Here is a 17,294-nt window from a genome sequence, read left to right on the forward strand (position 1 = left end):
GCGGCTCCGGCGGTGGGGACTGCTCTGACGCTGGGGACTGCTCCGGCGGTGGGACCTGCCCTGGCGGTGGGGGCTGCTCTGACTGGAGGGACTGCGAGGGATGGGGGGTCACGGGCGCTCCTCTTCCAGTGCTGTGTGACATGGCGCGGCGTGAGACAGACGGCGGAGAGCGGTGGGCGAAGTCCCCGCCGGGGGAGCCGAGGTGCTGCGACGTGCGCGTCGGCCGGAGGGGACCCGTGGGAAGGCAGGCGGGAACCGTGGCCACGCCCCTGACGCCGGGATGCATCGTGCGGTGATGACCGTGCACTGTCAACCAGCACCCGGAAGCCGCCGTTTCGCGTTATCGTCGCCCGCCGACCCCCCGCGCCACCCGCGCGCGCCCGGCGCCGCGCGCCCGTCAGAGCCATGGCCTGCGGCGTTGGCTACCGGACGGTACGGCGCCGCCCCGGGGGACGGCGCACGGCTCCCGTCCCGGGGCATGCCGCATCGGCATGGGTCGTCACCCAACCGGCATGAACCACTACGCGGTGTCGGGCAGTTGTTCACCCGAGTCGCTCTTACAGGCGCAACCTCGCCCGGTTACCGTCCGGTCATGACCCCCACCCTCGCCCAGCTCCGCTACCTCGTCGCCGTCGCCGACTGCCGCTCCATCACCGGCGCCGCCGCCTCCGTCTTCGTCGCCCAGTCGGCGCTGTCCCGGGCCGTGCAGGCCATGGAACGCGACCTCGGCGTCTTACTCCTCTCCCGCCGGGGAAGGGGGGTGGACCTCACACCGGAAGGGGCCCGGGTCGTGCGGCTGGCCCGTACGGTGCTCGACGCGGTGGAGGCGATCGACGACATCGGAACCCCGCACAGCGGGGACGCCCGGGCCTCCCTCACCCTGGTGACCACCCCCACGCTGGCCCTCGACCTGGCCTCCGAACTGGTGCCGGCCTTCGCCGAACGGCACCCGGGCATCGACGTCAGGCTCCAGCAGTACGACAGCCGTGAGGCGCTGGTCGAGGAACTCGGCCAGGGGAGAGCGGAGTTGGCGCTGGTCGACCTGCCGGTGGACAAGGAGCTGTCCACGCACCACATCCAGGAGCGCGAGGTGGTGCTCATCTCCCCCCTCGGCACCCTGCTGCCCGACCCGCTGCCCTTCCACGCGCTCGACGGGCTGCCGATGGTACTGCCCACGCCGGGGGCGGGCCGGCGCACGGAGCTGGAGGCCATGTTCAGCTGCCTCGGCGTCCGGCCGGTGCCCTGCCTCGAAGTGGACGAGCGCCTCGCCTGGGTGACGGGCGTGACCGACGGGCACGGCTCCCTCATCTGGTACCGGGACGTGGTGCTGCGGGCCTTCGGCAGCCGGGCGGAGGTCCGTTCGTTCACCCCTCCCCTGTTGCGCCCGGTGGGCATCGCGCACGCCCGGCGGCCACTGAGCCGCGCCGCCCGCGCGTTCGTCGCCCACGCCCGGCACAAGGCGCCGCTGCGGGAGCCGGCCCGCTGACCGGGATGCGCCGCACGGCGTCCGGCATGCCGTCCCGGCATCGAACGATGCCCGACCGGGGGGCGGTTGGCGCTGGCGCCAGGTCCTGATGTCCCCTCCCATGGGATGCATGCCCCGACACCTCCTCGCTCCCCGACGGGCCGCCGCCCTCGCCGCCGCGGCCGTCGCCACGCTCGTGCCCGCCGTGGCCTGGCTCGCCGCCCCCGCCGCGGGTGCCGCCTCCGCCACGCCCGTCCCCGCCCCCGCTCCCCCGGGCGCCGCCGCTCCGGCCGCCGAGCGCGCCTGCACCCTCCCCGGCGGCCTGGCCGAGCTCAGCGGCCTGGCCATGAGCCGCAAGCACCCCGGTGTCCTGTACGCCGTCAACGACAGTGGCAACACCAACCAGGTCTTCGCCATCGACTGCACGGGCGCCACCGGCCGCCTCGTGGCCACCTTCACGGTGTCCGGCGTCGGCAACACCGACTGGGAGGCCCTGGCTCTCGGCAAGGACGCCGCCGGTGCTCCCGCGATCCTCGTGGGCGACATCGGCGACAACCTCGGCGGCCGCGCGGAGATCACCGTGCACCGCTTCACCGAGCCCGACCGGCTCGCCGACGCCACCGTGACGCCCGTGACGTACCGGTTCACGTACGCGGACGGCAGGCACGACGCGGAGTCGCTGCTCGCCGATCCCGCGAGCGGCAGGCTCTACGTCGCGAGCAAACTCATCGGCGCGGCGGGCCGGCTGTACCAGGCGCCGCTGCCTCCGGTGACCGGCCAGGTCAACACGCTCACCGCCGTCCGCCCCGGCCCGGTCTTCGCCACCGACGGGGCGTTCTCGCCGTCGGGCGCCTCCTACACCCTGCGCAGCGGCGGCCCGCTGGGGGCCAACACGGCCTCCGTCTACGACGCCACGGGCACCAAGCTCGCGGACGTCGCCCTGCCCGCTCAGTCGCAGGGCGAGACGGTGACGTACGCCGACTGCACCAGCCTGCTCGTCGGGTCGGAGAACGACACGCAGATCTGGCGGGTACCCCTGCCCCCGGAAGCCACCCCCGGCTGCACCGGCACACCGACACCCACGCCCACCCCGACGCCGACCCCCACGCCCACGCCGACCCCCACCTCCGGTGACCTGAAGCTGGCCGACCCCGGCCCCCAGACCTGCCGCATCAAGCAGGACTGCACCATCCAGCTCACCACCACCGGCGGAAAACCCCCCGCCCGCTACACCGCCACCGGACTCCCCTGGGGCCTCACCCTCAACCCCACCACCGGCCGCATCACCGGCAAACCCTGGGCCACCGGAACCCTCCAGATCACCGCCACCGCCACCGACACCACCCCCACCACCGCCACCACCACCTTCCCCCTCACCCTCACCTGGTTCTGACCACACGATCCGGACAAGCTGAGTGGCCGTCGGGTGAATCGGAGCCGACGAGAAGCGGGTCAACGCACCGAAACCAGCACGTCACCCACGGCTATCCGGCGGGCGCGCCCGGCCCGGCCGGCTGCCCGCACCCCCGGTGAGCTGGCCGAACGACCATTCGGTTGCCGCTATGCGAACGAGGTGTCCGGAAATCGGTCGCCAAGAGGAAACTCCCCTTCGGATCAGGCAGTCTCAGGTTCATCAGGTTGCGATTCCTCAAAAGGGGACGCAACGAACCTAGGATTCGAAAGCGAGTCTTGTCGTGCGTCGCATTGCTACCGTCTCTGCCGCTGCCCTCCTCTGCCTGGCCGGAGTGACCGGGATGGCGGAGGCCAAGCCCACCAGCCTGTACGCCCCCTCCGCCCTGGTCTTCACCGTCGCCCAGGGCGACGACGCCGCGGCCACCGTCCTGCGGGCGTCCACCCTGAGCTGCGCACCGACCGCCACCGGGACGCACCCCGACGCGCAGGGCGCCTGCGCGGCCCTGAACGCCACCGGCGGCGCGTTCGACCGACTGCTGGCCGCCCCGAACCCGGACCGGGCCTGTCCGATGCTCTACGCCCCCGTCACCGTGACGGCGGACGGCGTGTGGAAGGGCAGCCGCGTCGCCTGGAAGCACACCTTCTCCAACTCCTGCGCGATGTCCGCGACCCTGAACGGCAACGCCGTCTTCGCGTTCTGATCCCGCCCGCCCCACGCGCCGCCGGCCCCGCCGGCGGCGCGCGCTCCATCCGGAATCCGGTTTCGCCCGGCCAAGGGGGCGCCTCCTGGCCTACGCTCCGCGCATGGAACGTGCGGAGGTTCTCAAGCGAGTGATCGGCATCCTGACAGAGGCGCAGGAGATCCGGCGGGCGGCCGAAGCCGGGGAGGAGGACCACGAGGACGACGCCACGGCCGGCGTGGCGACGCAGCTCCTCAACGAGATGCTGCCGTCGATCAGCGTCCCCGCCGACGCCACGCCCCGGGAGGTGGCCGCCCTGGTCGCCGAGGCCCTCGGTCCGGCCCTGCACACCATGGTGTCGGGGTTCAGCCTGGCGTTCACCAGCCTGGCCATGGCCCACGACGCCGGCCGCACGGACGTCTCCTCCCTGGAGGTCCTCCAGGAACTCGCCCTCGAAGTCGAGGCGGGGAGCTACGACGAAGGCCCCTGACCCGTCGGCACCGAGCGTGGGGCGGCCCCGGATAATGACACCTCCGGGGCCGCCCCGCGCTTCGCGCGCACGGCGGCCCGACCGAGCCGAGGGACGAGGGACCGATGACGCTGCACGAGGGCCGGCGCGTGAAGCTGGCGGCGGAGCTCAGGCTGACCGGCTCGGTCACCCTGGCCGGGGACCCTGCGGCCGGGGACCCTGCGGCGGGGGACTCCCCGGCCGAGGACTCCCCCGCCGACGGGCCGCAGGACGCCGTGGCCGGATCCCTGTCCCTCGCGGCGGGCACCGAGGGCACCGTCGAGGCGGTCGACGACGGCCGGAGCGTGCCGGAGGGCCCGGACGTGCGCGAGTACGTACGGCTGAAATCGCTGCTCGACGACTACGGCCACCAGATGCCCCCGGCCAGCCGGAAGCAGCTGGCGGAGCAGGTCGAGGGCCTCGCGCCCGCCTGGACCGCCCACCAGGAGCGGCGGCCGCGCGTGACGGTCCGCGTACGCCTCGACAACGGCTTCGTCCTCGACGCCGCGCGCGAGGACCTCTTCACCCTCCTCTGACCGGCCCCCCGGCCGGGCGCCGGGCGGGGGGTCAGTCGCGCCGGTCGGCCGCCGCGCCCCGCCGGGTCGCCGCCACGTCGGTGATGTCGAGGAACACCTGGTGCAGTTCGGGCCAGCGGCCGTGTATCTCGCGGCGGATCCGGACCATCGCCTCCTCCACGGTCTCGCTGTCGTAGTCCGGCGTCAGGTCCACGCGCGCGGCCGCCATGACCGAGTCCGGGCCCAGCCGCATGGTCAGCAGCGCGGTGACGGAATCGATCTCCGGCTGACTCTCCAGGAACGCACGCACCTCTCGCTGGACCTCGGGATCGGCGGCCTCGCCGACCAGCTGCCCGCGGGCCGCCTTGCCCAGCGTGTAGGCGACGTAGACCAGCAGGATCCCGATCAGGATGGAGGCGCAGGCCTCGTACGCGATCTCCCCGGTCGCCATGTGCAGGGCGATGCCGATGATCGCCAGGAGGACGCCGGCGCAGGCGGTGCTGTCCTCGGCCAGTACGGTCCGCAGGGCCGGGTCGCGGCTGCGGCGGACCTCGGCCGCCATGCTCCGGCCCTCGGCCCGCGCGGCGCCCCGTACCTGGAGCAGCGCCCGGACGAGGGAGGCGCCCTCGGCGATCAGGGCGACGACCAGGACGACCATGCCGATGACGTAGCCGCTGCGGGTTTCGTCGCCGCCGGAGCGGAAGGCCTCGATGCCCTGGAAGACGGAGAAGCAGCCGCCGGTGACGAAGATGCCGACGGCTGCGAGGAGGGACCAGAAGTACCGCTCCATCCCGTAACCGAAGGGGTGGTGGGCGTCCGCGGGGCGCCGGCTGCGCTTGAGCGAGGCCAGCAGGAAGACCTCGTTCAGGCTGTCGGCGATGGAGTGGGCCGCCTCCGACAGCAGGGCCGGGGAGCCGGCCACGACTCCCCCGACGGCCTTGGCCACGCAGATGGCCAGGTTGGCGGCGAGGGCGAACCAGATGGTCTTGCGCGTCTCGGCGTCCTTGCCCGCGCCGCCGGCAGCGCCGGCCGGCCGGTCCGGTGCGGGGGCCACGCCCTGGTCCGGGTCTTCACCGGGTCCCGGAACCGCTGCCGTGGCGGTCATCCCCGTACGAGGGCGCGCACGTTCTCGATGCTGCCGCAGTCGGCCGCGAGCAGCCGGTCCCGCTCCCGCAGGAACGCCACGCCCAGCTCGGCCCGGCGTGCGTCGGGCACGCTCTCCCGGGCACCGTTCAGGATCGTCCGCTCCTCCTCGTCGAGGTGGTGGGTGACGGCCTTGACCAGCTCCTCCAGGCGCTCGTCCCACGCGTCGGAGCCCACCTCGGACACCTCCAGCAGCGCGAGGAGGGCCTCGTTGCCCTCGGCGTGCTCCTCGCTGCCGTGCTCGACCTCATCGTTGTCGACGTCCTTGTACCGCTTCAGGGCCCCGTACACCTCGGCCTCCTCCGCCTCCCCGTGGGCGACGAGCAGGGCGGAGAACTCGGCGAGCGCGCCGGCCCGGTCCGCCTCCACACTGCGCATCCGGCGGAAGAGGTCTTCCATCGTGCGGTGGTCCTTCAGGATCACCGCGACGACGTCCTGGTCCTGCTGCGTGTCCGCGGCCATGCCACGTCCCTCCCGAGTCGGTCTTTCGTTTTCTTCAGGTTCTGCAAGGTTCTTCAGGGTTCTTCAGGTGTTTCGGTGTCGTCAGGTCTTACCTGACCCGGTCAGGCGCTCTCGCCCGAGCCGCCGCCGAACACCTTCAGGAACGCGGCGCAGAAGTCGTCGAGGTCGTCCGGCTTCCGGCTGGTGATCAGCGTTCCGGGGGCCGCCTCGCAGACGTGTACGGACTCGTCCACCCAGGTGCCTCCGGCGTTGCGGATGTCGGTGGCCAGGCTCGGCCACGAGGTCAGCGTGCGGCCGCGCAGTACGTCGGCCTCCACCAGCGTCCACGGGGCGTGGCAGATCGCCGCGACGGGCTTGTCCGCCTCGAAGAAGCTGCGGGTGAAGGCGACGGCCCGCTCGTCCATGCGCAGCGCGTCGGGGTTGGCGACCCCGCCGGGCAGGACGAGCGCGTCGAAGGCGTCCGCGGTGGTGCCGGCCAGGACATGGTCGACGGGGTAGGTGCCGGCCTTGTCGAGGTGCTGGAACGCCTGGACGCGGCCGGGTTCGGTGGAGACCAGCTGCGGGTTCCATCCGGCCTGCTCGACGGCCTTCCAGGGTTCGGTGAGTTCGATCTCCTCCACGCCTTCGGGCGCGGTCAGAAAGGCGATGCGCATGGGGGTTCAACTCCTTACGGTGGCGATCACTTCTCGGCGGTGTAGCGGACACGGGCCCACAGGGGCAGCCCGAACCAGCACAGGAGGTACCAGGCCAGCACGCCGCCCACCAGCCACGGCACGAGGTCGTTGTGGGTCGCGACGCGCAGGACGAGGAAGAGGGCCGAGGTGCAGGTGGCCAGCAGCAGCACCAGGCCCGCGAGGGTCAGGCGGGCGGCCCAGACGACCGCCTCGGGCTTGATCTTCCGGCCCGACACGATGCGGTGGAAGGCGACCGGGCCGATCAGCGCGCCCGTCGCGAGGGAGCCCAGCAGCACCGTCACGATGTAGGTCGTCTTGTCGGTCTGCTCCAGCCCGTGGAAGGTGGGCGTGAAGGCGACGGTGAGCAGGAACCCGACGAGGATCTGCACACCGGTCTGGGCGACGCGGATCTCCTGGATCAGCTCCTGCCACTGCCGGTCCGCGCGTTCCTCGACGGTCTCGTCCCGGCCTGCCCCCATGGCACCCGGCATCGAACCTCCCTTGACTCCTGTGACGGTGCGCCTACCCGGCGCCTCCCACCTCATGCCCGGCCGCCCGTGGGCGGCCCGGACCCGGCTTTCCCGGTCCGGGAACGGCGGTGGGCCCGGACTCCGGGAGTCCGGGCCCACCGCGTCCGGCCGGTCAGGCCGGGGGGACGCCGAAGGGCGCCGCGGACCCGTAGTAGCCGCCCAGCTGGTCCCGGTACCCGGGGTCGCCGAGGTGCTGGTCGCGGTGGAACTCGGGGGCGTCCTTGATCTGGCCCCTGGTCCGGTCGACGTAGACCGTGCGCTGCTCGGGATCGACGCTGACGACGGTGCTCGCCGGCAGCAGGACCTCCTTGCCGAAGATCCAGACCCCGGTGTCGACGACCAGGTAGGCGTCACCGACCTCGTCGGAGTGCTTGTCGACCTTGCCGATGCTGCCATCGGTCGCCTCGACCTTGAAGCCGGTCAGGTCGGTGCCCGCCGCCAGGCCAGAGGTCGACTTGTAACTCCATACATGCTCAGTCACGCGGAACAACTCCTCTGGTGTTGCGGATGGTTCAGCTGGTGAGGGGGGGTGGCGGAGCCTCGTCCGGGCCGCCCGTCCTCGCCTGAACTCCGCGTGCCCCGCCGCCCCGGGTTCATTCGCGCGGGTTCATTCGCCGGGCTCGTCAGGATCGTCAGGGCCGCCCTGGCCGCCCGGCTCGTCAGGGGCGCCGAGGCCGAGGAGGGCCTGCTCCACCAGTTCGGTGGGCGCGGGGTGGATCCAGTACGGGGAGCGGGCGAGGGTGGTGGCGTCGATGCCCAGCGTCATGGCGAGGACGAGCGGCTGGAGGAGAGCGGCGGCCTGCGGGCCCATGAGGTGGGCGCCGAGGAGACGGCCGCTGCCGCGTTCGGCGAGCACCTTGCAGAAGCCGGTGGTGTCCTCCGTGGCCCAGCCGTAGGCGACGTCCTCGTACCGCGCCTCGCCGACCAGGAAGTCCAGTCCGCGCTCGCGGCATTCGCGCTCGGTGGCGCCCACGGAGGCGATCTGGGGGTCGGCGAAGATGCCCGCGGGCACCGGAGCGTCGCCGGTCGTGACGAGGTCGTCCGGGTGGCGGAGGTTGTGGGCGACGACCTCCGCCTCACGGTTGGCGACGTGTTTGAGCGGGACGTCCGTGCAGACGTCGCCGAGGGCGAAGACGCCGTCCGCGGTGGTGCGTTGGTGGGCGTCGACGACGATGCGGCCGTCGTCGTGGGTGGCGATGCCCGCGGCCTCCAGGTCCAGCCGGTCGCCGTTGGGGACGCGGCCCGTGGCGACCAGCAGCAGGTCCGCCTCGACCGTGGAACCGTCGTCCAGGCTCAGCCGCAGCGCCCCCGGCCGGCCGCTGACGGCGGTGACCTCCCGGCCGAGCCTGAGGTCGTAGCGGGCGCGGGCCAGTTCGGTGAACCGCTTGGCGACCGCCTCGTCCTGGGGGCCTAGGAGGTGATCCTCCTTCTCGACGATGACGACGGAACTGCCCACCGCCGCGAACACCTCCGCGAGTTCGGCCGCGATGTAGCCGCCGCCGAGCACGGCCAGGCGGCGGGGCGGCGCGTCGATCCGCATGATCGTGTCGGACGTCTCGTACGGCAGCCCGGAGTCGGCGACGGGCGGGGGGACGAGCGGCCGGCCGCCGACGGCGACGACGATCTGCCGGGCCTCGATGTCGACGGGGCCGTCCGCGAGGGCGATCCGCAGCCGCCGGGGGCCGGTGAACCGCGCCGTCCCCTCGTACACGGTGATGAAGTCCGCTTTCAGGCGGCCCCGGCGGCCCTCCTCGCGCTCGGCGTCGAGCCGCCCGAACACCCGGTCGCGCAGCGCCCGCCAGCGCACGTCGCGCAGCTGCGCGTCCACGTCGTACGTACCGGCTTCGTCGACGGTCCGGGCGACCTGGGCGGCGTAGGCGAGCATCTTGCTCGGGATACAGCCCGCGTTGAGGCACGTACCGCCGAACCAGCGTTCCTCGACGACGGCGACGTCGAGAGGGGCGAAGGAGTCGTCGATCACGGTGTTGCCGGAGCCCGCTCCGATGACGACGAGATCGTGATGGCGCATCGGCTCAGGCTACGAGCCGTCCCGGCCGGCCGCTCGGCGACGCGCTGCGTGCGGGGGCGGCTCATGGCCCGGCCGGTACGGGGAAGACGGTGATCATCAGTACGAACGGGAGGGGTGGCTCATGACGACACCGAGGGTGGGGACGGGCCGGGTCCGGCGCCGGGGCGCGCCGATCGGGCGGGACGTGGTACTCGCCATCGGGCTCGCCGGCATCGGCGTCTGCGGGCTGGCCGCGTTCGTCAAGGCGGCGGGCGAGGCCGGGGCGCGGGTGCCGTTCGTGCCGGTCGTCGCGGTGGTGGTGCTGCTGGTGGGGGTGGCCCTCGCCAAGTGGGGCGTGTCACCGGTGCGGCGGCGCCCCGTGGCGCTCGCGGCCGACGGCGCGGCGCCGGGGTCCCTGGAGGTGCCGGAGGTCCCGGACCTGGGGGCCACCGCGCTCGACCATGCCGGGGTCGACGCCGACGGCTTCGAACACAGCGTCGCCGCGCTCTGCGCGCGGGACGGCTGCACCACCGTGGAAGTGGTGGGGGGCGCGGGCGATCTGGGGGCCGACGTGATCGCCGTGACCCCGGACGGACGCCGGGTCGTCGTCCAGTGCAAGCACTACGCCGAGGACCACCGGGTCGGCTCGCAGGACCTCCAGCGCTTCGGCGGCACCTGCTTCGCCGTCCACGACGCCGATGTGGCGGTCATCGTGACCACCAGCTCGTTCACTGCGCCCGCCCTGGAGTACGCGGCCGCCTGCTCCATAGTCTGCGTCGACGGCGAAGCCCTGGCCGCCTGGACGGACCCGGCCGGCCGGCCGCCGTGGGAGGTCCCGGCGGGCCGGGAGTGAACCGGCGGCGCGGCCCCGACGGCGTGGAGGACGCCGCCGGGGCCGCGGCGTGCTGCTTGGGGGACGCGTCCGAGGGTAGGCGCCAGCCGGCCCGGTGGCCGGCCGGGCGTACTTCCAAGGAGCGATTCCATGATCCTCATCCTCGGACTCATCATCTTGATCGTCGCCGCCGTCGTCGGCCTGACCGGCATCTTCGGGAATATGGGAGCCGCGCACAGCCTCGGCGCGGGCGGCGACTTCTCCGTGTTCGGCTACCACGCCACCGGTTCCACGGGAAGCCTCTTCCTGTGCGGGATCATCGTCGGCGCGGCCGCCCTGCTCGGGCTGGCGCTGATGATGGCCGGCGCCCGCCGTTCGGCCCGACGCTCCGTGCGGACGCGCCGCGACGCCGCCGTCTCCCGCCGTGACGTGGACGACGACGGCCTGGCCGAGCCGCGCGACGGCATGCGGGCGGACACGGCCGCGCCGCTCTCCGACGCCCCGCGCGGCCGGAGCCACTGGTTCGGCCACCGCACGGCGCACCGCTGAGCGACCGCCGCCTCCCGCCCCGGTGGGGGACGGGAGGCGGCGGGGCGGGCGGGGCTCACACGGGCGGCCGGGGGCCGTCCTCGCCGCCTTCGGGCGTCTGCCAGGAGTCCTGTCGACTCTGGGCCACGGGGTTCTGCGTGGCCGGTGCGGCGGGGGGCGTGCGGCGTGCGCTGCGCCGGCTGCCGTACCAGAAGGCACCGATCAGCAGCAGTGCCACGACGACGCCGGCGAGGATGAGGAACAGTGCGCCGCGGCCTTCGGCGGCGAGGGTCTCGGTAGCAATCATGACCGCCGCCTACCCCGGATCGGCGGGCTTACAGCCGCCGCGGCGGGGATACCCCGGACGGGTGCGTCCGCGCCGCGGCGTCCGTGCGGGCCGCTCATTCGTCCGGGCCGGCCTGTTCCTCGCGGCCGAGGCCCGGGCTCTGCCGCTTGGCCCGGTGACCGCCCGCGTCGGCGGTGTCGCCCCCGCCCTGCCCCGCCACCGCGTCATCGGCCTGGCGCCGGGCCTCGCGGTCGCCGCTCTCGCCCTCGGCCTGCGACGGAGTGGTGCGCGGGTGGCTCCCGGACGTCTCGCGCTTCGTCATCTCGTCCTCCTTCGGTGGTACGGGTGGTTCCTTGCGGCTACCCGGCCAGGGGCTCCTCAGACCGGCCGGCGACGGGTAGCGGTCCGCCGTCGGCGCTAGGCTCGGAGCAGGCCGCGAAAGGGGTGGTGCGGATGTGCCGCTGGCTTGCCTACTCGGGCACGCCCATGCTGCTCGACGCCGTGCTCTACCGCCCGGAGCACTCGCTGATCAACCAGAGCCTCCATGCCCGGATGGGCGTCGAGTCGACCAACGGCGACGGGTTCGGCATCGGCTGGTACAGCCGGGACGGCGACGGCGACGGGACGCCCGCCGTGTTCCGGGACATCGGTCCGGCCTGGAACAACCGCAATCTGCGCGAGCTGGCGGCGCACGTCCGCTCCCCGCTGTTCTTCGCGCACGTCCGGGCCTCCACCGGCTCGGCGATCCAGCAGACGAACTGCCACCCGTTCCGCCACGGACGGTGGATGTGGATGCACAACGGGGCCATCGCGGAGTTCCCCCGGTTGCAGCGGGACCTGTGCATGGCGGTCGACCCGGCGCTCTTCCCGTGCATCGAGGGGTCCACGGACTCCGAGGTGATGTTCTACCTGGCGGTCACCTACGGCCTCGACCAGGACGTCCCGGGTGCGGTGGCCCGGATGGCGGGGCTGGTCGAGCACCTCGGCAAGGAGCACGGCGTACAGGATCCGCTCCAGATGACCGTGGCGGTGAGCAACGGCGAGTGCGTGTGGGCGTTCCGTTACTCCACCCTCGGCAGGTCCCGCTCGCTGTTCTACAGCAGCCGGGCGGACACCGTCCGCCATCTCCACCCGGAGGTCGACTACCTCCAGGCGATCTCCGACGACACCCGCATGGTGGTGTCCGAGCCGCTGGGGGATCTGCACGGGGTGTGGAACGAGCTGCCGGAGGCCAGCTACGCGGTGATCCCGTCCGGGCCGCACGCGGACTACCACCCCTTCTTCCCGGAGCCGTTCTGAGCCTCTGAGCGGGGGCCGGACATGCCGGGAGCCCCGTCCGGTCGGACGGGGCTCCCGGCGCGAGCCACTCGGTCAGGGGTCGAGCTCAGGGGTCGAGCTCAGGTGTCGAGCTCAGGTGTTGAGCAGCCGGTTGAAGAACGACCGGTACTGCTGGAGGGCGAGCCGCAGGTCCTCCGTGGCCACCTGCTCGCCGCGGTCCCACTGCTCCTGAAGCCCCTGCTTGCGGGAGGAGAAGGTGCCGGCCAGGGTCTGCATGACCTCGGCCACCAGGGTGTCCGCCGACCGGACCGCGTCCTGCGGGTCGTCGACGAACCGGCCCTGGATCTCGCTCCAGGACGTGCGGTACCGCTGCGCCTCGCCGGTGTCGAGCAGCGGCTCGGCCTCCCCGTTGGCGTCGCCCGTGGCCGATCCGGCCCCGTTGCCGCCCGTCAGGTCCTGCCGTACGTCGTCGTCGCCCGCGCCGACGTCGCGCACGTCGTCGTCCGTCCGTACGTCGTCGCCGCGTACGGTGTCACCGGCCGTGCCGGAGGTGGCCTCCCCCGGGTAGAGGGGCGCGTCGTCACCGCCGCCGCCCGTACCCGGATGCGCCAGGTCCTCGGTGGTCAGACCGGGGTCGGTCCCCCGGCCCTCCATGTCGTCGTGGGTCTGCATGTCATCGGCTCCTCTGGTCGGTCAGCAGGTCCTCGAACAGGGCGCGGTAGTGCACCATCGCGCCGCGCAGTTCCTCGGTCGTCGCCTGTCCGCTCCCGCTGCGCACCTTGACGTCGTGTGCGGCCCGGTAGTGCTCCAGCGTGCGTCCGTGCTCGACCGACAGGTCGCGGACCGCTCCGTGGTAGTCGTCCGTCGGGTAGCCGCGCTCCCCCATCAGCCGGGTCACGAGCGCGTCGGCCTCGGACACCGAGACGTCGGGGCGGTCCACGAAGTGCTCCTGGACACCGCTCCACTCCTGCGCGTACTGGCTGCGCCGCTCGGGGGAGAGTTCCTTGATGTCGAGCTTGTCGTGCCGTTCCTCGCGGGCGCGCAGGTCTCGCTCGGCGGCGAGCTTGCCGCCCTCCTCGTCGACCGCGCGCTGGTACTCGGGTCCGAACCGGCTGCGCAGGTGGCGTCGTCGGGCCAGCATTCCCAGCAGTGCCGTGATGGCGAGCACCACGAGTACCGCGACGACGATGATGATGATCAGCATGCTTGTCGACATGTCCGGCCTCCATCCGGCGGGGCCATTCCCCCCTGTGTGTCGACGCGCCTGCCCGCCCTGCCCCCGGGCAAACGCCGGGGCGGGGGCGGGTCGGGGACGCTTCAGCCGCCGTCCGGGGCGGCGCCGAAGGGGCTGGCGTCGAGGTGCGCGAGCAGTTCGGCGGGATGCCGGTAGACGGCGCGGGCGCCGGCCTCTTCGAGGTCGTCGCGCGGGATGCCGCCGCAGAGCAGCCCGACGCAGGCGACGTCGGCGCGGGTGCCCGCCCGCATGTCCCAGACGCTGTCGCCGACGAACACGGAGCCGCGCGCGGACGCGTCGACGAGGCCGAGGGCGTGCCGCACCGGGTCGGGGGCGGGTTTGCCCTCCTCCACGTCGTCGGCGCTGGCCGTCGCGGCGATGGCGTCGTCGGCTCCGAGGGCCCGTCTGAGCGCGTCGAGTTCGGCGTCCTTCGCCGAGGTCACCAGCACCACCCGCCAGCCCCGCCGGTCCAGCTCCCGCAGCAGTTCGGCCGCCGAGTCGAAGGCGGCCAGCCGGTCGAACCAGGTGGCGTACAGGGTGCTGTGCGCGGTGCTGAGCCGCTCGTCCTCGCCCGGGTCGCGCCCCTCGCCCAGCAGGTGCGCGAGGAGGTCTTCGCCGGGCAGGCCGATCGCCCGGTGGATCTCGTGCGTCGCGACGTCGTGGCCGGCTTGCCGCAGGGCCTCCCACCAGCTGACGACGTGCAGGTGATTGGTGTCGACGAGGGTGCCGTCGACGTCGAACAGCGCGGCGCGGTTCATGTGGCCTCCCGCCCCGCTCACTGTCCGAGTTCGCGCTTGAGCTCGGCCTTGTTCATCGTCGAGCGGCCGTGCACGTCGCGGCGCTGCGCCTCCGCGTACAGCTGGTCGTAGGTGGGGCCCTGCGCTCCGCTGTGGGAGTGCAGGCCGCCGCGCCGGGAGGAGGACATGTCCTCGATCGAGCTCTTGCTCGCCGTCTTCGACTCCCCGGCGCGGGCCCGCTCCTTGTTGACCGTACGGGCGGCGATTTCCTTGGCGCGGTCGGGGCTCTCGCCGCGCTCCTCGGCGCTCTCCTTGATGTGCTCGTACTGGCGCTCGCGCTTGGGGCTGGATCCTCGGGGCATGACGGGGTCTCCTCTCTCGGCGTGGGACCGGGCCGCACGGCCGCGGTCCGGCCGCGTGCTGACGGTCACCGAAGCACGGGGCGCCTACCCGCTGCCCGTGCCCGCACGCGTCGCCGTGGGATCACCTCACCTGGATGCCGATCAGACAGGTGTCGTCGTCGGTGTCCGAGCGGCTGTACGTGAGCAGGTGGTCGAGCCGTCCCTCCAGGCTGGTCGCCTCCCGCGCGGCGACGGCGAGGAGGTGGGTGAGCGTCTCCGAGACCGAGGTGTCGCGCCGTTCCACCAGCCCGTCCGTGTACATCAGCAGCGTGTCGTCCGGTTCGAGCTGGATCTCCTGCTCGGTGTAGGCGGTGTCGGGCAGCGCCCCGAGCAGCAGGCCGCCGGTGAGGGGGAACGCCTCGGCGGCGCCGCGCCGGACGAGGACGGGCGGCAGGTGGCCGGCCCGGGCCCAGCGCAGCACGCGGGTGTGGGGGTCGTAGACCCCGCAGACGGCGGTGGCGGTCACCTGGTCGGTGAGGTGGTGGGCGACGGCGTTCAGCCAGGTGAGGAGTTGTGCGGGGCCGGCTCCGGTGACGGCGAGGCCGCGCAGGGCGTTGCGCAGTATGACCATGCCGGTGGCGGCCTCGATGCCGTGGCCCGCGACGTCGCCGACGCACAGCAGGATGCTGCGGCTGGGCAGGATGGTGGCGTCGTACCAGTCGCCGCCCACCAGCGCCTCCTCCTCGGCGGGCCGGTAGCGCACGGCGACCCGGATGCCGGGGACCTCCAGGGGTGCGGGGGCGGGCGGCATGATCGCGTGCTGGAGCTGGAGGGTGAGGCGGGTGCGCTCGACGGTTTCGGCCTCGCTGTGGGCCAGCCGGTCGCGGGTGGCGGCGAGGGCGACCTCGGTCCAGTGCTGGGAGGAGATGTCCTGGTAGGCGCCCCGGACGGTGTGCAGGGCGCCCCGGGCGTCGAGGGCGGGCTCGGCGACGATGCGCACGTGCCGGGTGATGCCGTCGGGGCGGCGCAGCCGCAGGTCCACGGAGGCCTCGCGGTGGTGGTGCAGCAGGGTGCGCAGGAAGCGGGTGATGGCGATGGCGTCGTCGGGGTGGGCGTGGGCGGCGAGGTCGCGCAGGGAGACGGGCGGGGTGGTGGGGGGCAGCCCGTAGAGGGCGAAGAGCTGCCCGTTCCAGGTGATCCGGCCGCTGACGAGGCTCTCCTCGAAGCCGCCGACGCGTCCGAGGCGTTGGGCGTGGCCGAGCAGGCTCGCCAGCCGCGCCGTCTCGTCCTCGACCTTCCACAGGAGCAGGACCGCGCCGCCGTGGCGGGTGATGCTCACGTCGGCGAAGGACGTGAGGGGCACCTGGTCGACGATGGCGGTCAGGGACATGCGCTCGGTGCGCAGGGGCTCTCCCGTCGCGTGGACCCGTTCGATCTTTTCGAACAGGCCGTCCGCCTCGGCGAGGGCGTACGCCTCCAGGAAGAGGGAGCCGGTGACGGCGCCGGTGGGCCGGCCGGCCGGATCGACGAAGTGTTCGTTGGCGTGGTGGATCCGGAAGTCGGCGAGGTTGCCGCGGGAGTCGAGGTGGGGGGTGAGGATCAGGGCCGGGTCGTGGAGGGCGTCGCTGAGGTCGGCGAGTTCCGCGACGCCCACGAGGCCCGTGCCGGGCGCGGCCGGGGCGAGGCCCGGGGCGGCGGCGGCCGGGGGGCACGCGTCGTCGAGGGTGCGCGCGCACAGCTCGGCCATCGCCTCGATCTGCCGCAGGATCCGCGGGGGCTGGCTGGGCTGGGGCTGGGGCCAGGCGACTTCGACCACCCCGAGGATGCGGCCGCCCGTCCCGGCGGGTACCGCGAGGCGGGCGCCGTCCGGGTGCCGTCGGCGGCCGATGGTGGGCAGGGCGCCGTCGGCGAGGCTGGCGATGAAGGCGGGTGCGCGGGTGGTGAGGGCGAGGCGGGCGCAGGTGGCGACCTCGGGGGGTACGTAGCGCCACCGTGTGGCTTCCTCGTCGGTGAAGCCCGCCTGGCCCGCGAGGGACAGGGAGGAGTCGGCGTCGGCGAGCCAGATCGCGACGCCGGTCGCGCCGAGCGGGGCGAGGGCGTTCTCCAGGAGGGCGACGGCGACGGACTGGGCGTCCGGGGAGGCCAGGACCCGGCTCTCGGCGCTGCGCAGCCTGAGGGCCGTGTTCTTCACCTCGTCACCGTCCGGGCCGCCGTGGGCGGTGCGGGCGAGGAATTCCGCGGCGATCTGGCTGACCCGGTCGCCGGCGGCCTCGTTGATGATGTCCACGGCCATTTCGAGGGCTTCGGTGCCGGACCGCTGGGAGAGGCTGGCCAGCTGGTGCGCGGCCTCGGCCGGACCGCAGCCGAGCCGTCCCATCAGGACGCCCTTGGCCATTTCCAGGAGGGCCCGCCCGTCGGCGGCGTTCTGGGCAGCCCGGACCTCACCGCGCAGGCGTTCCACGGTGGCGGCGAGCCGTCCGGCCTCGCCGTGCTGGTGCGCGGGGGCGCCCGACGGCGGCGGGCCGTCCCCGGTGGCGGGTTGCCGGGGGCCGGGCGTACGGGCGGTGGCGTGCGGGTCGCCGAGGTCCGGCACGGGGTTCACGGGGTTCCTCGTCATCGGGAGGGGTGGGGGGCGGAGGGCCGGAGGGGCCGCGGGGTGT

At 73.5% G+C, this 17,294-nt stretch carries 21 protein-coding genes; 8 read left to right on the forward strand and 13 right to left on the reverse strand.

All coding sequences use genetic code 11. The annotated features are described in order from the left end of the window. Positions 1-592: 592 nt before the first annotated feature. The 5 genes from ACZ6ZT_RS11225 to ACZ6ZT_RS11245 all read left to right on the forward strand — a co-directional run bounded on the left by ACZ6ZT_RS11225 (position 593) and on the right by ACZ6ZT_RS11245 (position 4,602). Entirely contained in the window at positions 593-1,486 is an 894-nt protein-coding gene (locus ACZ6ZT_RS11225; protein ID WP_469717787.1) for a LysR family transcriptional regulator, read from the forward strand. Between the two features lie 109 nt (positions 1,487-1,595). Then, positions 1,596-2,858, forward strand: coding sequence for a putative Ig domain-containing protein (locus ACZ6ZT_RS11230; protein ID WP_469717789.1), 1,263 nt, complete (start codon positions 1,596-1,598; stop codon positions 2,856-2,858). A gap of 361 nt (positions 2,859-3,219) precedes the next feature. Further along, a complete protein-coding gene (locus ACZ6ZT_RS11235; RefSeq protein WP_469718279.1) occupies positions 3,220-3,579 on the forward strand; it encodes a subtilase-type protease inhibitor in 360 nt (119 codons plus the stop codon). A gap of 103 nt (positions 3,580-3,682) precedes the next feature. Then, entirely contained in the window at positions 3,683-4,048 is a 366-nt protein-coding gene (locus ACZ6ZT_RS11240; RefSeq protein WP_469717793.1) for a hypothetical protein, read from the forward strand. A gap of 104 nt (positions 4,049-4,152) precedes the next feature. Then, complete coding sequence (locus ACZ6ZT_RS11245) at positions 4,153-4,602, forward strand: hypothetical protein (protein WP_469717795.1); 450 nt, start codon at positions 4,153-4,155, stop codon at positions 4,600-4,602. A gap of 31 nt (positions 4,603-4,633) precedes the next feature. Here ACZ6ZT_RS11245 and ACZ6ZT_RS11250 read toward each other — a convergent pair whose 3' ends face one another. From ACZ6ZT_RS11250 to ACZ6ZT_RS11275, 6 genes are all read right to left on the reverse strand, one after another. After that, entirely contained in the window at positions 4,634-5,686 is a 1,053-nt protein-coding gene (locus tag ACZ6ZT_RS11250) for a cation diffusion facilitator family transporter (RefSeq protein ID WP_469717798.1), read from the reverse strand. Further along, a complete protein-coding gene (locus ACZ6ZT_RS11255; RefSeq protein WP_469717800.1) occupies positions 5,683-6,186 on the reverse strand; it encodes a hemerythrin domain-containing protein in 504 nt (167 codons plus the stop codon). Before ACZ6ZT_RS11255 ends, ACZ6ZT_RS11250 begins: the two co-directional genes overlap by 4 nt. 101 nt (positions 6,187-6,287) lie before the next feature. Continuing rightward, a complete protein-coding gene (locus tag ACZ6ZT_RS11260) occupies positions 6,288-6,839 on the reverse strand; it encodes a type 1 glutamine amidotransferase domain-containing protein (RefSeq protein WP_469717801.1) in 552 nt (183 codons plus the stop codon). 26 nt (positions 6,840-6,865) lie between these two features. Beyond that, positions 6,866-7,351 (reverse strand): DUF6328 family protein, encoded by a 486-nt coding sequence (locus ACZ6ZT_RS11265; RefSeq protein ID WP_469717803.1) that lies wholly within the window; start codon positions 7,349-7,351, stop codon positions 6,866-6,868. A gap of 151 nt (positions 7,352-7,502) precedes the next feature. Beyond that, positions 7,503-7,871 carry a PRC-barrel domain-containing protein gene (locus tag ACZ6ZT_RS11270; RefSeq protein WP_469717806.1) on the reverse strand — a complete coding sequence of 123 codons (369 nt, stop codon included), beginning with the start codon at positions 7,869-7,871 and terminating at the stop codon, positions 7,503-7,505. Positions 7,872-7,997: 126 nt separating this feature from the next. Then, a complete protein-coding gene (locus ACZ6ZT_RS11275; protein WP_469717808.1) occupies positions 7,998-9,419 on the reverse strand; it encodes a mycothione reductase in 1,422 nt (473 codons plus the stop codon). Between the two features lie 121 nt (positions 9,420-9,540). Between ACZ6ZT_RS11275 and ACZ6ZT_RS11280 the strand changes: the two genes are divergently transcribed. Further along, positions 9,541-10,251 carry a restriction endonuclease gene (locus tag ACZ6ZT_RS11280; RefSeq protein WP_469717810.1) on the forward strand — a complete coding sequence of 237 codons (711 nt, stop codon included), beginning with the start codon at positions 9,541-9,543 and terminating at the stop codon, positions 10,249-10,251. A gap of 129 nt (positions 10,252-10,380) precedes the next feature. Next, entirely contained in the window at positions 10,381-10,779 is a 399-nt protein-coding gene (locus ACZ6ZT_RS11285) for a hypothetical protein (RefSeq protein WP_469717813.1), read from the forward strand. A gap of 55 nt (positions 10,780-10,834) precedes the next feature. Here ACZ6ZT_RS11285 and ACZ6ZT_RS11290 read toward each other — a convergent pair whose 3' ends face one another. Beyond that, the gene (locus ACZ6ZT_RS11290) at positions 10,835-11,065 is read right to left on the reverse strand and encodes a DUF6479 family protein (protein WP_469717816.1); all 231 of its coding nucleotides are present in this window, start codon (positions 11,063-11,065) and stop codon (positions 10,835-10,837) included. A gap of 94 nt (positions 11,066-11,159) precedes the next feature. Then, the gene (locus ACZ6ZT_RS11295; RefSeq protein ID WP_469717818.1) at positions 11,160-11,366 is read right to left on the reverse strand and encodes a hypothetical protein; all 207 of its coding nucleotides are present in this window, start codon (positions 11,364-11,366) and stop codon (positions 11,160-11,162) included. A gap of 131 nt (positions 11,367-11,497) precedes the next feature. Here ACZ6ZT_RS11295 and ACZ6ZT_RS11300 point away from each other — a divergent pair, with 131 nt between their 5' ends. After that, the gene (locus ACZ6ZT_RS11300) at positions 11,498-12,343 is read left to right on the forward strand and encodes a class II glutamine amidotransferase (RefSeq protein ID WP_469717820.1); all 846 of its coding nucleotides are present in this window, start codon (positions 11,498-11,500) and stop codon (positions 12,341-12,343) included. A 111-nt stretch (positions 12,344-12,454) separates the two neighbouring features. Here ACZ6ZT_RS11300 and ACZ6ZT_RS11305 read toward each other — a convergent pair whose 3' ends face one another. From ACZ6ZT_RS11305 to ACZ6ZT_RS11325, 5 genes are all read right to left on the reverse strand, one after another. Then, positions 12,455-12,994, reverse strand: coding sequence for a hypothetical protein (locus tag ACZ6ZT_RS11305; protein WP_469717822.1), 540 nt, complete (start codon positions 12,992-12,994; stop codon positions 12,455-12,457). A gap of 1 nt (position 12,995) precedes the next feature. Beyond that, the gene (locus tag ACZ6ZT_RS11310; RefSeq protein WP_469717824.1) at positions 12,996-13,538 is read right to left on the reverse strand and encodes a hypothetical protein; all 543 of its coding nucleotides are present in this window, start codon (positions 13,536-13,538) and stop codon (positions 12,996-12,998) included. Between the two features lie 101 nt (positions 13,539-13,639). Beyond that, positions 13,640-14,314 carry an HAD family hydrolase gene (locus ACZ6ZT_RS11315; RefSeq protein WP_469717827.1) on the reverse strand — a complete coding sequence of 225 codons (675 nt, stop codon included), beginning with the start codon at positions 14,312-14,314 and terminating at the stop codon, positions 13,640-13,642. Positions 14,315-14,331: 17 nt separating this feature from the next. Continuing rightward, positions 14,332-14,655 (reverse strand): plasmid stabilization protein, encoded by a 324-nt coding sequence (locus tag ACZ6ZT_RS11320; RefSeq protein WP_469717831.1) that lies wholly within the window; start codon positions 14,653-14,655, stop codon positions 14,332-14,334. A 121-nt stretch (positions 14,656-14,776) separates the two neighbouring features. Beyond that, positions 14,777-17,251, reverse strand: coding sequence for a SpoIIE family protein phosphatase (locus ACZ6ZT_RS11325; RefSeq protein ID WP_469717833.1), 2,475 nt, complete (start codon positions 17,249-17,251; stop codon positions 14,777-14,779). Positions 17,252-17,294: the final 43 nt, after the last annotated feature.

This window comes from Streptomyces sp. NPDC102258, from assembly GCF_055584685.1.

What these genes read in the sequence shown, in the direction of transcription:
- ACZ6ZT_RS11250 (WP_469717798.1), bottom strand. Translation starts at nt 5,686, where the DNA reads ATGACCGCCACGGCAGCGGTTCCGGGACCCGGTGAAGACCCGGACCAG.
- ACZ6ZT_RS11245 (WP_469717795.1), top strand. Translation starts at nt 4,153, where the DNA reads ATGACGCTGCACGAGGGCCGGCGCGTGAAGCTGGCGGCGGAGCTCAGG.
- ACZ6ZT_RS11295 (WP_469717818.1), bottom strand. Translation starts at nt 11,366, where the DNA reads ATGACGAAGCGCGAGACGTCCGGGAGCCACCCGCGCACCACTCCGTCG.
- ACZ6ZT_RS11290 (WP_469717816.1), bottom strand. Translation starts at nt 11,065, where the DNA reads ATGATTGCTACCGAGACCCTCGCCGCCGAAGGCCGCGGCGCACTGTTC.
- ACZ6ZT_RS11300 (WP_469717820.1), top strand. Translation starts at nt 11,498, where the DNA reads ATGTGCCGCTGGCTTGCCTACTCGGGCACGCCCATGCTGCTCGACGCC.
- ACZ6ZT_RS11310 (WP_469717824.1), bottom strand. Translation starts at nt 13,538, where the DNA reads ATGTCGACAAGCATGCTGATCATCATCATCGTCGTCGCGGTACTCGTG.
- ACZ6ZT_RS11280 (WP_469717810.1), top strand. Translation starts at nt 9,541, where the DNA reads ATGACGACACCGAGGGTGGGGACGGGCCGGGTCCGGCGCCGGGGCGCG.
- ACZ6ZT_RS11325 (WP_469717833.1), bottom strand. Translation starts at nt 17,251, where the DNA reads ATGACGAGGAACCCCGTGAACCCCGTGCCGGACCTCGGCGACCCGCAC.
- ACZ6ZT_RS11275 (WP_469717808.1), bottom strand. Translation starts at nt 9,419, where the DNA reads ATGCGCCATCACGATCTCGTCGTCATCGGAGCGGGCTCCGGCAACACC.
- ACZ6ZT_RS11305 (WP_469717822.1), bottom strand. Translation starts at nt 12,994, where the DNA reads ATGCAGACCCACGACGACATGGAGGGCCGGGGGACCGACCCCGGTCTG.
- ACZ6ZT_RS11285 (WP_469717813.1), top strand. Translation starts at nt 10,381, where the DNA reads ATGATCCTCATCCTCGGACTCATCATCTTGATCGTCGCCGCCGTCGTC.
- ACZ6ZT_RS11230 (WP_469717789.1), top strand. Translation starts at nt 1,596, where the DNA reads ATGCCCCGACACCTCCTCGCTCCCCGACGGGCCGCCGCCCTCGCCGCC.
- ACZ6ZT_RS11320 (WP_469717831.1), bottom strand. Translation starts at nt 14,655, where the DNA reads ATGCCCCGAGGATCCAGCCCCAAGCGCGAGCGCCAGTACGAGCACATC.
- ACZ6ZT_RS11225 (WP_469717787.1), top strand. Translation starts at nt 593, where the DNA reads ATGACCCCCACCCTCGCCCAGCTCCGCTACCTCGTCGCCGTCGCCGAC.
- ACZ6ZT_RS11255 (WP_469717800.1), bottom strand. Translation starts at nt 6,186, where the DNA reads ATGGCCGCGGACACGCAGCAGGACCAGGACGTCGTCGCGGTGATCCTG.
- ACZ6ZT_RS11235 (WP_469718279.1), top strand. Translation starts at nt 3,220, where the DNA reads ATGGCGGAGGCCAAGCCCACCAGCCTGTACGCCCCCTCCGCCCTGGTC.
- ACZ6ZT_RS11265 (WP_469717803.1), bottom strand. Translation starts at nt 7,351, where the DNA reads ATGCCGGGTGCCATGGGGGCAGGCCGGGACGAGACCGTCGAGGAACGC.
- ACZ6ZT_RS11315 (WP_469717827.1), bottom strand. Translation starts at nt 14,314, where the DNA reads ATGAACCGCGCCGCGCTGTTCGACGTCGACGGCACCCTCGTCGACACC.
- ACZ6ZT_RS11240 (WP_469717793.1), top strand. Translation starts at nt 3,683, where the DNA reads ATGGAACGTGCGGAGGTTCTCAAGCGAGTGATCGGCATCCTGACAGAG.
- ACZ6ZT_RS11260 (WP_469717801.1), bottom strand. Translation starts at nt 6,839, where the DNA reads ATGCGCATCGCCTTTCTGACCGCGCCCGAAGGCGTGGAGGAGATCGAA.